This window comes from Flavobacterium hibernum, from assembly GCF_000832125.1.
GTDB lineage: Bacteria > Bacteroidota > Bacteroidia > Flavobacteriales > Flavobacteriaceae > Flavobacterium > Flavobacterium hibernum.
In genome coordinates, this window is record NZ_JPRK01000023.1 from 51695 (window position 1) to 68855 (window position 17161).

The following is a 17161-nucleotide window of genomic DNA, read 5'->3' on the forward strand; positions in this document are numbered from 1 at the left end:
TTTGATTAATAAAAACAACATATTTCACTACAATACAAACACTTGAATAAAGAAATAATTTAATTCAAAATTACTAAAATATTCCCCATAAAAGTTATAAAATCCAACATTAGAAATTCTAATGTAATTCTAATGATCTTCTAATTCGTTTATTTAGATTAAATATAAACAATGGTATAAGTTTGCAATTCTATTGATAAGTAAAGTTGTTATGAGGTTTTTATTATTTGTGTTCTTGTTCGTTTTTTTTCAAGGTTGGTCTCAAAATGGAAATATTACCGGAAAAGTAACTTTCGAAAATGCCGAGTCGGCTTTTGGAGCATCAGTTTTGATTTCAGGAACTCAAAATTTTGTAATTGTAGACAACGACGGTCAGTTTGAAATAAAAGGATTAGCATACGGAAATTACGTTCTAGAAATTTCTTCCATAGAAGCCAAAACCAAAACGGTAAATGTACTTCTTAATAGTTCATCTCAACAAATAAATGTAATAATTGAGAAAAATTCACCTAAAGCTTTAAAAGAAGTAGTGATACAAAAGACATCTGTAAAAAAGGAGATTATCAATAAAGGTTTTGCAGTAAATGTTATTGAAACACAAGAAGCGGCAAAACGGAATTTACAAACCAATGATTTACTGGATCGCTCTGTTGGAGTTAGAATTCGTCAAAACGGAGGTTTAGGTTCTAGCGTTGATTATAACTTAAACGGAATGTCTGGCAACTCTGTTAGAATTTTTATTGATGGAATTCCAATTTCTACATATGGTTCTTCTTTTAATTTAAATAGTATTCCACCGGCTTTAATCGAGCGTATCGAAGTGTACAAAGGGGTTATTCCTGCGCATTTGGCCGATGATGCTTTGGGTGGTGCAATTAATGTAATATTAAAAAAGGGAGCTAAAAACATGCTAAACGCATCGGCATCATATGGTTCGTTTAATACTTTTCAATCTAATTTAAGCGCAACTTATAGAGGTGAATCTGGTTTTACTGTAAAAGGATCCGGTTTTTACAATTACTCTGATAATGACTACGAAGTTTGGGGAAAATTTGTGTACAATATCCTGCCGAATGGACGCTATGAATATGTTAGAGCCAAAAGATTTAACGATGCTTACAGATCTTACGGAGCAAGAGTTGAAGCAGGTTTTACAGATGTAAAATGGGCAGATACTTTTTTAATTGGCTATAACGGATCTCAGGATTATAACCAAATACAACACGGTCAATTTATGACAAAACCGTACAAAGGTCGTTTTACCGAATCTGAAGCAAATGTTTTGACTTTAAATTATAATAAAAAAGATTTTCTGATAAAAGGTCTTGACTTCAACTTAACGGGTGCATACAGCAAAAGAGAGCAAGTTGTAAATGATACTGTAAAATGGAATTATAACTGGAACGGAGAAAAAGCAATTGGACTTTATGGCGGACCAATTTTGTCTCCTCTTGGAGCTCAGCAAGGTGCGCCAACGATCAACCACATTCAAAGAAATATATTAAGTGTTAGAGGTGGATTTAATTATAATCTGGATCGTAATAACAAAATTATATTCAGTACCATGTTCAACACGGTAGACAGAGAGGATTACGATGAATTAAAATCTGAATTGGAAAGAACGTTTCAGGAAACGCGAGATCTGCAAAAAATGGTTTCATCATTAGCCTATGAATTACAAGCGTTTGACTCTCGCCTTAGAACTAGTGTTTTTGGAAAATTCTACGAACAAAAGATTGAAAAAAGGGACCCTACTATTGTAACTGAAAATGGACAAAGCAAAGTTACTGAAACTGTTTTCTCAAATACAACTACAACTTTTGGTTATGGAATGGCTGTTTCTTATGCGGTTCAACCCAAAATAATGTTATTGACATCGGCAGAAAAAGCAGTACGAATGCCTTCTGAAAATGAAGTTTTCGGTAGCCCGGGAGAAAACATAATTGCCAATCCTACTATAAAACCAGAGATCAGTAATAACCTGAATGTTGGTTTACGATTTGGTCCTTATATGATCAATGAACATAAAATTTCCTTTGCTCCTTCTGGGTTCTTAAGAGATACAAAAGATAAAATTGTTCGAACTACAAGTTCTCGTTTAAATGATGCAATACAAACATTGCCTTTCGAAAATTTAGGAAAAGCACAATCTATTGGCTTTGAAGCTTCGGTAGATTATGTTTATAAAGACAAATTATTTGTGTCCTTTAATATGTCTAAGTTCAATTCGTTGTTCAAAATGCAATACGATAACAACGGAGGGCAACTAGATAATTATAACAAACAAATACCAAACGAGCCTTATTTTACTATAAATGCAAATGCACAATACAACTTTAAGAATCTGATACAAGAAAATTCTCAAATGAATGTATACTACAACTGTGGTTATGTAGATCCGTTTTATACACTATGGCTTGAACTGGAAAGTTATAGAACTCCGGCACAATTTGTACAGGATTTAGGTTTGAGTTATGCATTTCCAAACAAACAATTTGTAGTCAGTTTTGATGCTAAAAACATACTGGACAAACAAATTTATGACAATTATGCCGTTCAAAAACCTGGACGCGCCTTTTACATAAAGTTGAATTATACCATAAATAATTTATAATATCTAATTTTTTTAAAACAATGAATATGAGAAAAAGTACTTTTAAACTACTTGCATGTGGTTTAGTTTTAGGCACATTGTCATTAACTACAGCTTGTAGCAGTAATGACGAAAAAGGTACAGATCCTGTAAATCCAGAAACACAAGATCGTTGGATTACGGTTTCGGGAGCATTGATGCAAGACGCACCAGGTGACGGAAACGGTGGAACTATGGTTTATGCTGTTACGAAGAAAAACGCAAAAGATCCTAACTTTTCTATTAATGTTTACGAAAGCGGAATGCCGGTTCAATCTAACAGAACTGCTCGTTTGCAATCATCTGTAGACGGAAGTACTCTTTTTAATATTACTTATACGGGAAGTAACGGAGGAGAATTCATGACTTATAAAGTTAACGGAGCTAAGAGTTTTACTCAATCAGGAACAACAGTAAATATTTCGCAATATGCAGGAACGTCTCCAAGATGGGCAAAACTTTTTGACGGAGATAAAACAGGTGTAGCTGTAAACATTACTACTCCATTGGTTGTTACCAATGCAGATAAAACGTATAAATACACAAGAGGAAGCGCAACAGTTCTAGCATTAGACCTAAAAAACATTTTAATTACAGGATTTAAACAATACGAACTTCCGTTAACAGCTCAGGAAGAAGCACAAGGACATCACCTATTTCGTTTAGATGCTCCAACTTTGAACAAAGCAGGAAACAAATTGATTATTGGTACTTGGATGCGTAAAACGAATCCTGCAACAGGAGCACTTGAAACTACTTTCGATCGTTTAGGTTCTAAATCTGTAGTCGTTGATTATCCATCATTAGAGAATCCACAAATCATTACTTCTACAGTAGCTTTTGGAGATACAAGTGGTTTCCGTAGTTTTAATAGCTTCGTAGGGACTGATGGAAACATTTACCAAGCCACTCAAAGAGATACAAAAAATGGTTCTTACATTTTAAAAATCAACCAAAACAACCAATACGACAACTCTTATGTTCTTAGTTTAGATACTGCTTTGGGCGTAAAAGGATCTTATATCGATGCTTGGAGATATGCTGGAAACGGAATTGCTTATGCACTTTATACTGCAACAGAAACAGGAGAACAAGGTTTTGTGGCTAGAATTGACTTAAATGCAAAAACAGTTACAAAAGTAGAAGGTATTGCTTATGATTCAGCTATTGATTTTGGTCAATACCAAGGTTTTGTAGTTGATGGAAATGATTTATACATCGCCGTTACACCAGTTGGAAAAGACGGAAACATTTATGTTATTGATATTCCAACAGGAGCAGTTACTAAAGGTGCTAAATTAGTAAACAAACCTGGAAACCATTACATTGGTGTATTCTAAAAAATAACATTGTCAGAAATGACAACTATAATAATTGTTATTACTTGGATTTTTTTTTTAATTAGACATTCCGTTTCAGTTTTGAAGCGGAATGTTTTTTTTTATTTATTAAACAACAAAAATTAATTCTTTACATTTACTTTAAGCTATCGAAATAGATTAAATTCAACTAAGACATTAAACCGTAAATGAAAAAAATAATTCTCTATACAATTATCATTTTTGCATTCTGCAATTGTCAAAACAAAAAAGACAAAACCATCGTCGCTATTGAGCAAACTAAAGATATTAATGAAATTGTAGAAGCTATCATAATTCAAGATAGTTTAGATGTTTTTTCAAAAAGCGAAGATTCTATTATGTTTTGTAGTGAACTTAGAAAACTGAAAATATCTATTCCGCCTAAAAATAATAAAGATTTTATAGCACTTCCTCTTTCTGATGGTATTTATATTACTTTATTAATACCCAGTAAAATAAAAGGGCACACCTTTTTTTCATCTAAAGATTCTTTATATCTGTTAGAACAAAATTCAAATCCGGAAAAACTAAAAATTGGAAACTCTATAGTCGAAAAATTAAATACGACCACAATTGAAAAAACCAAAATTCCACGCAAAAAAGGGCAACGATTAAGATTTTATGAAATGACAATACCAATTCTCTCTGCTGACAAACAAAATGCTTATGTAGAACTAGATTACGAATGTGGCGGACGATGCGGAAGTGGACAAGCTATATTCTTAAAAAAGATAAACGGCAAATGGAAAATAATTGTACAATACCGAAACTGGATAAGTTAGTTCTAAAAAATAAAACCATATAAATTATACAAGTCCAATTAAGAAAAACTTAAATTAAGATTAATTCATCACAATTTTGTCATTTCGAGGAACGAGAAATCGCACTTGAGCTTACACAACACTTTATCGAACAACGCGTGAGATTTCTCGTTCCTCGAAATGACAAACATTATGAAAAAACCCTTTGTTAAAGTTTAAAACTTTTACAAAGGGTTTGCTCTTTTAAAAGGGTTTGCTCTTTTAAAAGGATACTTTTTAAAGATAATCTATACTATAATTTTAATTATTCAACTTTTATATTAAGAGAACCAACCGAAATTCCATTCCCTGTCGAAGCTTTCAACTGAATATTCTCTTTTTTTCCGTTCGATTGAATAATCGCAATACATTTACCACTAAACAATTTACAAGAATTGGCTTTAAAAGAATCTAAATTAGCCTGATAACCATTATCAACGCCAACTAATTTTCCTCCGCCAGTAACTTCAAAATTAATTAAATCGGTAGCATTCGGTAATACGTTTCCATCTTTGTCAACCGTAGAAACAGTTACATAAACCAAATCGTAAGTATCATTTTTGATGGTTATTTTATCTGCCTTTAAATCAATTTTTGAAGCTTCGCCTGCTGTATGAATTTCCTTTTCGAGAACTACTTTACCGTCTTTTCTCGAAATCGCTTTTAAAGTTCCTGTCTCAAATTTCACTTTCCATGAAATATGAAGATCGTCGTTTTGCTTTGATTTTTTTCCGAGAGATTTTCCGTTTAAGAATAATTCGACTTCATCGGCATTATTGTAATACGCCCAAACATCAATTTCCTGACCGGCTTTACAGTTCCAATGCGGAAAAATATGCAAAACAGGTTTTGTTGTCCATTCACTTTGGTACATATAATAGACATCTTTTGGAAGTCCAGCCAAATCTACAATTCCAAAATAAGAACTTCTCGCAGGAAACGGATACGGATCTGGTTCACCAATATAATCAAAACCTGTCCAGATAAAAGTTCCCGCCATGAAATCTTGTTTCTTAATCGTTTTCCAGTTCTCCTCGTGCGTTGCGCCCCAATACGATTTTACCTGATCGTAAGCCGAAACCGTCCAATCTGCATTTCCATCAAACGGAGCACCATGTTTTACAGGCCAAGCTTTAATTCCGTCAGGAAAATCATAATGACCACGAGTTTCTAAAGCCGAAACACTTTCAGATGCCAATATTTTTTGTCCTTTAAATCGGGTTGGGAAATCTTTATAATCTTCATGTTTATAATTGAATCCTAAAAGATCTAAAGCACCGGATTGATATATAAAATTCTTCTCAATTATATTTTCGGTCAAAGCCGAAGTTACGGGACGTGTCGTATCTAATGATTTTACAATTTTAGCCAATTCTCTCGTAATCGCAATTCCTGTTGAATCAAATTGCTCTCTAATTTCGTTTCCAATACTCCACATCATTACCGAAGGGAAATTTCGATCTCTTTTAATAAAATCTTCTAAATCCTGTTTGTGCCAGGCATCCCAATCTTTGTGGTAATCGTTGGTTACTTTTTTCTTCTTCCAAACATCAAAAGCTTCGTCCTGAACAATAAATCCCATTTCGTCGCACAATTGCATCATTTCTAAAGAATGAGGATTATGAGACATTCTAATAGCGTTTGCCCCCATTTCTTTCATCAACTTGAGTTTTCTTCTAACCGCATTAATGTTTTCAACCGCGCCCAAAGCTCCATTATCATGATGCAGACAAACTCCGTAAATTTTAGTTGGTTTTCCGTTTAATGAAAATCCTTTTTCAGCATCAAAATTAAAATAACGAAACCCAAGTGGCGTTTCGTAATTATCTACTAATTTCGATTTCTCGTAAATTTTGGTTATCACTTTATACAAGTACGGATTTTCTGTGCTCCACAATTTCGGCTGATTTAAAACCAAATCATGAACTTTTTTTCCTGTTGTCTTCGCTCCTATTTTTTCTGTTGAAGAAAAATTAGCGACCTCAATATTCTTAGCATCTACAATCGAAGTTACCAATTTGAATTCTTTCGCAGTAACATTGTCATTATCAATCGTAACTTCTAAATGTATTTTAGATTTTGTTTCCGAAACTTCCGGAGTCGTTACATAAGTTCCCCACTTCCCTACATGCAGTTTTTCACTTGCAACCAAACGTACATTTCTATAAATCCCGGAACCTGTGTACCATCGCGAATTGGGTTGTGCATCATTATCGACTTTTACAGCAATAATATTCTCTTTGCCAAAATTCAAATACTGCGATAAATCGTAACCAAAAGAAATATATCCATTAGGGCGTATTCCCAAAGATTTTCCGTTTATAAATACTTCACTGTTTTTAAAAACACCATCAAACTCAACCGAAACCGTTTTGTTTTTCCAATTTGCAGGAACTGTAAAAACTTTACGATACCAGCCTTTTCCTGCTGGCAAAAATCCTTGCGCTTGTTTGGTTTTACTGTCTTTGTCAAAAGCACCCTCAATACTCCAATCATGCGGAAGTTGCAACGTTCTCCAATCTTTTGCATCAAAATTAGATTGAATTGCCGTAGGATAATCTCCTAATTTGAAGTTCCAGTTTTTATTGAAATCTTCGACAATTCTGGCTTGTTTTTGTTGTGCAATAGATATCGATGAAAACAATAATATTGTTACAATTCCGATACTTTTTAAAATGTTTTTATGCTTAATCATAATATATCTTGATAAACTATTTTCTATTTATACTGTAATGTCATTTCGATCCCGAGGCTTTGGGATCGAAATGACAATAGTTACTCCGCTCCTAATAGTCGCCAATCTTTGTCGAGTTACGCATGTGATTTCTCGTTCCTCGAAATGACAAACTGGATGGACAATCTGGATGGACAATTGGAACGTAGACGCACTGCTGTGCGTCTCTACAGAAAAACCTTTGTAACTCTGAACCTCTCAACCTTTGTAACTCAAAAAAACCTATTGAAACTCAAAATTATCCAACATCAATCCTTTTAAATCTTCACCTTCTAATGTAATTTTATATGTTCCGGCATTAATATAACCTCCTGAAGTTGTGTTTAAAATCTTCCATTTTTCTGATGAAGGAAAGAATTCGATAGTATCATTTCGCATTAAAATTCCGTAGGCATCTTCCATTTTGAATTTTACTTTTAATGGTGTTTCGTTTTTGTTCATGAACCTAAAACGCATTAAATAAATTCCTGCAACGCCTGGTTTTACTTCAAATTCAATACTATTATTGGTCTTTTTTGTAAACTCAATATAATCGGCTTTTTTAAAGTTCCCTTTTTCGATTCCTGTTCCTGTAACTTTGGCATTTTCTGCTTCAATAAGTACTACAGGTCTCGAATCGTCTTTTTCTCCCATATCGTATGTTGGAATGATCGCAATTGTAGATATATTTTCACTATTATCAAAAGAGATTTTTTCGCCTTTCTTTATTTTTTTAGTAAAAATTAAAAACTCAACACCATTGCTGTTTTTAGCTTTATCATCTAACTTTTTATAAGCTGAAAATTTCTCTAAATTCAAATTTTTATTATCTATAAAGAGATATAATTCAGAATCTTCTTTGGCAGAAAAAGTTCCTTTAATTTTAGAATGATCTGAAAACTGCAAATAATCTGCACCAAAAACTTCTGAAGGCAATTCGGTAAAGACAATATCTGAATCTGAATATTGTTTTGAATTAATATCCATCCAGGAAGCTACAGTATTGCGGCTTTTATCATAAGTTGTCTGTTGATAATTTTCTATGTTTTTTGAAGATTCTTTTGCAGGTTTAATATTCTTGTCTTTTGTTGCAATAGCAATTGCCGAAATAATTGCTTGCCCCGCTTTTACATTTGGAAACGAAATTTTAATTTTTCCATTTACGCTTTTTACAATAAACTTCTTTTTTAATGCTTTATCGTGTCCAACTTCTGTCCAAATATCAAAATCATTAAGAACTACATGGTCATTTACAGCAACATCAAACAAACGCCAACCTTTGCAATCTAGTCCACCTCCGGTTCCGTACCAAGGTTCTGTAAAATATAATTCTACCAAATATTCTCCGTTTGGCGCAGGAAATTCATAACTTAATTTATCAGTTCCATATCTAAAACTTTGAAAAAGAGCTTCATCTTTTGTGCCGTCAATTGGATCAAAAGTTGTTCTTTGGCTCGCATAAAAATCCGGAAGCTTCTCGAAATTATCTGTCCACGAAAGTGAACCCCAAGTATTCGCTCCACTTTTATGCGTGTCTGTCAACCAAACATTTCCAGACGAATCTGTTAATTCAGAACCGCCACAATTCACTCTGTACAAATAATTATACCCTTTGTTAGCTTTTAAAATATCGGCTTGATTAGAGTATAAAGCTTTTAAGTTTGGTGCTTTTTGAAAATAAAAATCACTTAAAACAATATAATCTTTGGCAACAGCTTTTCCGTTAACATAACCAACGGCGTACAAAACATTGTTTTGAATATTGACATTATTCCATTGAAAATGCTGTCCTTTTCCCGGATTTTTCAATCGCCCTAAAGATACTTTATTGACATCATTAAACAATTCTACTTCATCACAATTGGAGTATACATCAATTCCGTTTTTTATTCCTGGTCTCTCCCAACGATTTGGCCAAGTATGCGAAACAATGTAAACCATTGGGTTTGTTTTATTCGAAACATAATTGGCGCGATACATATAAAATGCATCCAGAGGTTCTCCCCAAATGGTAAAAAGTCCTTTGTAGTTTACAGGTCCAACTTTATCGATATCTCTAAAACCTTCGCCGTTTTGAACGCGTCCCGGATTTTCGTGCGATGCAAAAAGCCAATTGAATTGTCCTGCAATTTTATCTTTTACGGATTCGGCTTCGCGAACTTTGATTTCCATTAACTGAGAAAATCTATTTTCGCTTAAAATTCCTTTTTGATCAAACTCGCCTTCTGTATGTAAATCTGCCGAACGCCATGCGCCATATTCGCCGTTTAATAACTGCGTAGACATTTCCAGATGGTATTTTAACGGATCACCGCCATACGTTCCTGACCAGTTTTGCACGACATTCCAGTCTGTTCCTTCTCCACCGTTACAAGTGGTTACAATACGTTGTGAAGCCGACATTGGATCCATTTCGCGGATAATCTTTGTGCATTCTTCCGCAAATTCTTTTGGAATCGTACTTTCATTTTGCAATCCCCACATGACAACCGATGGACTATTTCGACGTTCTTTAATCCATTCTCGCAATAAGGTTTTAAAATTCTCTTTGAACTCTGGCGTATCGTACCAAATATGTGCCGAAAACTGACTCCAAAATAAGATTCCGTTTTCGTCTAATGCTGCCTGATATTTTAAATTATGCGGTTGATGTGCCTCTCTAAAAGCATTAAATCCTCCTGCTTTTATTTGTTCGATTCTCGAATGAATCATTTCATCTGAAAATGAATGACTGTTTCCAATTAAATGTTCGTATTCGCAAGTTCCGTTGATAAATAATGGTTCGTCATTGATAAAAAATCGATTGTCTTTTCCATCACGACTTACCGGCCAACTTACCCAACGAATTCCGTAAGATGTTGTTAACTGATCTATTACCTTTCCGTTTTCATAAATCGAAGTCACCAGTTTGTACAAATACGGATTTGATGGCGACCACAATTTTGGATTTAAAACTTCTGGTAATGTTTGCGCTATTTCTTTTGTCTCGCCTGCACTATTTTTAAGCTCTGATTTTGATGTCACAACTTTCTTTCCTGAAGCGTCAAAAAGGATATTTTCGATCGTTAAATTTCGATCTGAATTGCTGTAGTTTTTAATTTCTGTTGTAGTATGTAGAATCGCTTTTTGTTTAGATGTCGATTTATCATTCCAGATATGAACACCAAAAGGCTGTATTCTTACATCGTTTGTAATGATTAAAGAAACTGGTCTAAAAATCCCCATTGGCTGAGAACCTTCTGAGAATCCCCACTCTCCGGAACAACCACCACAAACCCACGGCAAATCGGCAATGAATGATGGATGCGCCGCTTTGACTACAATATTATTTTCTTGATCAAAAACCACAAGATTGGTAATGTCGATTGTAAAAGTGGTTCTTCCGCCTTTGTGTTCTCCGGCTTTTTTACCATTTACCCAAACGGTAGCGTACGAACTTACTCCTTCAAAATATAAAAAAAGTCTTTTCCCTTTGGTGGCTTTATCAAGTTTTAAAGATTTTTGATACCACGCTGTTCCATGCAAATTACCATGTTTTGTTCTTCTAAAACCATAATACTGATCCCAATTATGTGGTACATTAACTTGTTTCCATTTTGCATCAATTTTAAGATCGTTCACGAAGGCTTCTTCTTGTTTTGGAAGTTGATCTAAAACAATTGTTGACCAAGATGAATTCAGCGAAACTTCTTGACGAAACTTCGCTGAACCACTGTTGCCCTGACTCCAAACAAGGCAAAAACTTGAACAAAAACAAAAAGTAAAAAATATTAATTTCTTCATATTTTATTAAACCATATAAGTGATATAAGGTAATTTTAGTTTGATTTTCTTCTTGCGAAGATTCCTCGTTCCTCGGAATGACAAGATTGTGTTTGTACTGTCTTGTATTGTATTGTAATCGTAATCTTTGTAATTTCGACATTAGGAGAAATCTTCGCAAGTAACTCCGTACAGAAATGTTACCAATCTTTGTCGAGCTTCTTGTGAAGATCCCTCGTTCCTCGAAATGACAAGATTGGGTTTGTATTCTCAAAGCAAACCTATTTGTTATCGTAATATTTGTCATTTCGACGTTAGGAGAAATCTTCGCAAGTAACTCCGTACAGAAATGTTACCAATCTTTGTCGAGTTTCTTGTGGAGATCCCTCGTTCCTCGGGATGACAAGATTGGGTTTGTATTCTCAAAGAAAACCTGACACGTTTAATTCGATGTATTATTCAAACTCCTCATAGAAATGTCGTCAATCTTTGTCTAGCTTCTTGTGTGATCCCTCGTTCCTCGGGATGACAAGATTGTGTTTTTATTCTCAAAGCAAACCTGACGGGTTTTTAAAACCCGTCAGGTTTAACTCGAACCGATGTATTAAATTCTAATAAAACAACCAATCTATTGCGCCTTTTTCTCCTGCATCGATATAACCAACATCGCGTGGTGTAATGGTTTGATTTGCATCTATAAATCCTAAAATCAATACTCTTCCTTTGCCTAAATATAATTTATTTTCGCCCGCCTCAAATGTGTAGGTATGAATATTTACACGTGGTAATTCTTTCAAATTCATTGCACTTGCCAAAATTACTTCGGCTTGACCGTGTGCATTTCCTGCTGCATCTGTTTCTAAACTTGGCGGAAACAAAAATCTTTTTTGATCTGAATTAAAATAGCCTACAACCAATTTTACGGCTTTAGTATTTTTGAATTTCAAGTGTGTTCCGTTCTCATTTTGAGAAGTTTCATCAAATGTAATTCCTTTCAGATTTTGCAGTTCCGGTGCTACTTTTGTAAGTTCAGAAATTGGTGTTCCATAAACTTTTGTTCCGTTTTTTACGGCATAAGTTCCTTTGCTTTCACTCAATAAAGTTACCTCTGCGGTTTGCCATGGTTTAGCTTCTTTGGTTACTATTTTACCATCTTTGGATGATTTTAGTAAGTCTAAATTTCTTTTAAAATTAACCAATTCACGCTCATAATGAGGTAATAATTCTGCCCACGTTTTGTTGTTTCCATCGTCTCCACCAATCGGGATTCGTCGTTGAGCCGTTTGCATACTATTAGCGTAGTAATAAGTATCTTTCGTTAGCTTCACCAATAATTCGTAATACTCGATACTTTTCTCTAAATGAGGCATCGCTTTGTCTAAATCGGCAATATCGTTTGAATAACTGTATCTTAAAACTAATAAAGCTGCTTTTACTTTTTCTGAGAAGAAATCGGCGAAAGCCTTATAAGCATGAATATCATTTTTAAGACGTTCAAATTCTTCTTTGTCTTTTGTAACACTTGCTTCGGCCTTATCAATTGCCTCAACAGCCAATCTTCCGTGTTCCGTAATTTCGGCAATAATTTGAGTTGGAAGTTCACCGGAATGCGGTTCTTTATTCCATTCTTTTTTAGCATATTCTAAAAGCAATTCTCCTGCGGGTCCGCACGATTCATGAAATCCCGGATAAACGCGCCATTTTGATGGATTTACCAATTGGCTTTCGAACATTCCTAATAATAAAGTTTGACGGTTTCCTTCGGTAATTCCAAAACGTCTTAAAGTTTTTGGAGCAATTTCTCCTGTTTCTTCGTATGCTTTTAAGATGTTATTGGCAGCTTCTGTATCTGTTCCGTATTTCGAAGCCAAATCTGTATCCCAAAATTTAACCTCTTCATTTCTGTCTCTTTTACTGTCCCAAGCATATCTTGCCCAAGCCTTGTACCAAATCCAGTCACGATCCATTTCGAGTATTCGCTCGCCCGCTTTGGTTTTATCTGCAGAATATGGCCAATCCCAATATGATGCTTGCGGATATAAATGCAGCGCATTTGCACCGTGAACACTGTGCATAGCTTTAACTGTTTTTTGAATAAAATCTGGTGAACCGTATCTAAATGGCTCTAAATTTGCCAAAATATGAACGTTTTCGATATGAATTGACTTTAAGGCGCTTAACTGTTTATGCGTTTCGCCCCAAGGTCCTCCCGGTGTATAAGTCGTTAAAGACTCTCCTGTATATTTACTTTCTGTATACAGATTTTTATATAACGGAAGTGATTTTTCCATCACCAAAGGCCCATCTGTATCATGAGAACGCAAAATAATTGGTGGTTCATCAGTTCTTCCCAGCGCTTTTAATCCGTCCTGAACTCCTGGAATAATTGTTTTGGTAAACCATTCTACATCATCATCAATTGTATTTATGGCTTCTCCAAGGCAAACTAGCAATCCAACATTTGGATATTTTTCGATAAAAGCAGCAATCGATTTTCTGGTATAATCAGAAAGTAAAGGTGTAATTGGCCTTGAACGATCTTGCGTTTTCATATTATAATGCTCTGCAAAAGGCTTAGAAACTATAATATTGTAAAACATCTGTATCACCCAAATTCCTCTTTTGTTCGCTTCTTCGGTCAGGAATTTATAGACTTCTTCGTTTTTTTTGAAATCTTCTTCACTAACCTCTAAGGCAAACGGATAATCTTTTAGTTTTACCAATGAAGCAAAAGGATGTCCGTTCCATAAATACAAAGAATTCATGCGGTTTTCCACCAACATATCCAGATACTTTATCCAAAGTTTTTTATCATAAAACCAAGGAAATGTTTCTGGTGTATACGGATATTCGTAAACATCTCTTCCCGGAAGATAGGTCGTTTTTTGCATACCAATACAAGCACCTCTTAAAACCATTTCCGGACTGTCCTCTATATTTATTTCTGATGGAAGTTTCCCTGAATCTTTGATGCAATCTACTAATTCCATTGCACCATACAAAGCTCCTGATGCGTCAGTTCCTTCTACGTAAATAATATTTTTTTGAGTACGAATTTGAAAACCTTCTTTCTTAGTCAGTTTACTGTCGTCGATTTTCGCACTTTTTGCGTTCTGTTTCCAAAAATCAGTTCCTTTTTCGCCAATAACGATTACCTGATTTTTTGACTTTGCTATTTTATTAGACGATGTTGTTTTAAATCCTTTGGCAGATAATGTTTCCGATAATTTTTCAGCTCCAAACTGTGCTCTTGGTGATTTTGAATCACTAACAATAGTAACATTTTGCGCTGTTGCGAAAGAGACGTAGAAACCTAAAAAAAGTAATTGTAAATATTTCATGCTATGCTGTTTTTATTCATTAAAATTCTCTTCTAGTTTGTCGTTTCGACCAAGGACAAATCAAACTCGTGAATCGACAAAGATTGGCGATTTTGATTGCGTCCCGACACTTCGGGATAGTATGATTTCTCTCCCGAAGCCTCGGGATCGAAATGACAAAAATGAGATTTATTCTTTTGCCACAGATTAAAGGATTTTCACAGATTAAAAAAATCTTTCTAATCCACTTAATCTGTGGCTATAAAAATTAGTTTTGAAAAATCTTTTTTAAATATGCCACATTTGCGCCATAATTGGCCTTAACATTATGTACTTGAGCTACGTCACGAGAACGCTCTACAATTAACCAACCGCTCCATTTCATTTCGTCAAGCGTTTTCTTTATCTCAGGCATATTAATCGCCTTATCATTTTCTAACCAAACTTTGTCTGTGTTTGAAGCATGAATTTGAGCCAAATGCTTCTTGCCTAAAATTTTTAATTCAGATGGAATATCTCTACCGTTATCAGCAGCATTAGCGAAGTTAAAAGAGCTTTTAATATATTTTGAATCAATTTCTTCTAGTAGTTTTTTCTCTTCGGTAGCGCTCAATGAAGTTTCGATTGCAATAACACCTCCAATTTTACCTACTTGTTTGCCTGCCCATTTTAATCTCTCGACAATTACAGGACGCAATTCAGGATTTTTATTCAAATCACTTTCTGTACCAAGCGGTAAATAAGCCACTTTTACTTTCATGTCCTTCATTGCTTTTACGCAATCTTCGATCATTGGTGCAATAGTTTCTCTTTTGGCAAAAGATTGCGCATAAAATCCTGACATCGCAATCGAACTTATACCAACATTTAACTCTTTTGATTTATCAAGGAACTTTTGTCTTTCGACCGGATCACCCAATTTACTATCAAAAGTTGGTCTGTTTCCTAAACCTCCCATATCCAGTTCGATTCCGTCAGCTTTTATTTCTGCCGCCAGAGTGAAAGAGCCAAGCTTTTGTCTTTTTAAAATCATCCAATCGCAAACTGCAACTTTGTATTGTTGTTTGTTTTTAGAGGACTGAGCTGTTGCACAACTATTGAAAGTCGTTGACAAAACAACAAGCATTGCAATAATTAAATTTCTTTTAGATTTCATGCTTATTTTTTTTTTGCCACAGATTAAAAGGATTAGAATGATTTTTTCTAATTAATATCCATAATCTGCTAAATCTGCGAGAGTAAAATTTTTCACGCAGATTTAGCAGATTTTTTTTAATCAATTGAATCCTTTTAATCTGTGGCAAGTATCTTTTTAAAATTACTCTTCTTCTGCCTTAACTGCGGTTACGACTTTGTTTTCGTCGCCTGGCCAGATTCCGTTTTTAATAGGAAGTGTTTTTAATTTACTTGGATCGATTTTTACATATTTCAGTTTTTCTCTCCTCCAGGTATAAACGATATGAACCATTCCGTCTGAACTTTGAATCATTGACGGATAAGAATATTGACTGATTTTTGAATCTTCTAAAACCAAAGCCGCATTCCAGTTAATTCCGTCTTTAGAAACTGAAACATTCAATGGCGTTCTTGGTCCTTTCGCTTCTGTTCCCGGTGGCAAAACGTGGTTGTAAACTAACAAATGTCTTCCGTCTTTAAGTGTTACGGCATCTGTTCCTGAGTTATTATTTGGTAAACCTATCAATTCTAAATCTGACCAGGTTTTTCCGTTATCTTTTGAGAATGTGCTAAAAACAGCTCTGTTTCTGGTTCTTCCAATGGCTTGAATACTACCGTCTTTATGGAATAATATACTTGGCTGAATGGCATTGATCTTTTGTTTTCCTCTTGAAAGTGTATCCCCCATTACCCATGTTTTTCCAAAATCTGGTGTACTTTCCATACGAAGTCTCCAACCGTCACCTTCTATACTTGATGGACATAATAAGGTTCCGTTACTTAATAAAACTGGTTTGTTTTTAATTGGTCCTAAGAAACCATCAGGCATTTTTTTTGCTTCAGACCAAGTTTTTCCGCCATCAGATGAAGTTCTGATTACGCCCCACCATTCAGATGGTTTTGGACCTATTTTGTAAAAAAGCATTAAATCGCCACCCGGAACTTGATATAAAACAGGATTCCAAGTTGGTAATCTTGGCCCTTCTTTAATTACACCATCGGCAACTTTTACACCTTCGCTCCATTTATCACTTCCTTTAGGTTTAATGCTTACATAAATACAAACATCAGGATGTCTTTCATGCGTTCCTCCAAACCAAGACGAAACTAAATCTCCGTTTGTAGCTTCGACAATTGTAACGGCGTGACAAGACGGATATGGTGCTTTATCGTAAATAAATTCATCTACTAAAATACCTTCTTTCCATGTTTTTTGCTGCAAAGCAGTTTTACAACTTCCTAAAAGAAATAAACTAAATAAGACCAAAGTCAATTTTACAATCTTCATTCTTAATTTTATTTTGAATTAAAATTTTTGAGTATTAATGCATTCTAAATAATTTTTCGCACAAAATTATTTAATAAATGTAAAAATGACACTAAAAAATTAAAAATGT

The 17161-nt window shown here is 34.5% G+C and carries 8 protein-coding genes; 3 read left to right on the top strand and 5 right to left on the bottom strand.

Features of this window, described 5'->3' with window-relative positions; translation table 11 throughout:
• Nucleotides 1–211 precede the first annotated feature (211 nt).
• The 3 genes from IW18_RS21030 to IW18_RS21040 all read left to right on the top strand — a co-directional run bounded on the left by IW18_RS21030 (nucleotide 212) and on the right by IW18_RS21040 (nucleotide 4775).
• Nucleotides 212–2614, top strand: coding sequence for a TonB-dependent receptor (locus IW18_RS21030; protein WP_041520168.1), 2403 nt, complete (start codon nucleotides 212–214; stop codon nucleotides 2612–2614).
• A 26-nt stretch (nucleotides 2615–2640) separates the two neighbouring features.
• Nucleotides 2641–3972 carry a hypothetical protein gene (locus tag IW18_RS21035; protein ID WP_041520245.1) on the top strand — a complete coding sequence of 444 codons (1332 nt, stop codon included), beginning with the start codon at nucleotides 2641–2643 and terminating at the stop codon, nucleotides 3970–3972.
• 188 nt (nucleotides 3973–4160) lie between these two features.
• Entirely contained in the window at nucleotides 4161–4775 is a 615-nt protein-coding gene (locus IW18_RS21040) for a hypothetical protein (RefSeq protein WP_041520169.1), read from the top strand.
• Nucleotides 4776–5058: 283 nt separating this feature from the next.
• On the opposite strand, the gene IW18_RS21045 is transcribed toward IW18_RS21040, so the two are convergent.
• The 5 genes from IW18_RS21045 to IW18_RS21065 form a co-directional block, all read right to left on the bottom strand.
• Nucleotides 5059–7488, bottom strand: a complete 2430-nt coding sequence (locus tag IW18_RS21045) for a sugar-binding domain-containing protein (RefSeq protein ID WP_041520170.1) — start codon at nucleotides 7486–7488, stop codon at nucleotides 5059–5061.
• 261 nt (nucleotides 7489–7749) lie between these two features.
• Entirely contained in the window at nucleotides 7750–11289 is a 3540-nt protein-coding gene (locus tag IW18_RS21050) for a malectin domain-containing carbohydrate-binding protein (RefSeq protein WP_041520171.1), read from the bottom strand.
• Nucleotides 11290–11879: 590 nt separating this feature from the next.
• Nucleotides 11880–14609 carry an alpha-d-galacturonidase gene (locus IW18_RS21055; protein ID WP_041520172.1) on the bottom strand — a complete coding sequence of 910 codons (2730 nt, stop codon included), beginning with the start codon at nucleotides 14607–14609 and terminating at the stop codon, nucleotides 11880–11882.
• A 247-nt stretch (nucleotides 14610–14856) separates the two neighbouring features.
• Entirely contained in the window at nucleotides 14857–15744 is an 888-nt protein-coding gene (locus IW18_RS21060; protein ID WP_041520173.1) for a sugar phosphate isomerase/epimerase family protein, read from the bottom strand.
• A 162-nt stretch (nucleotides 15745–15906) separates the two neighbouring features.
• On the bottom strand, nucleotides 15907–17052 hold the full coding sequence (locus tag IW18_RS21065; RefSeq protein WP_041520174.1) for a sialidase family protein: 1146 nt from the start codon (nucleotides 17050–17052) through the stop codon (nucleotides 15907–15909).
• Nucleotides 17053–17161 lie beyond the last annotated feature (109 nt).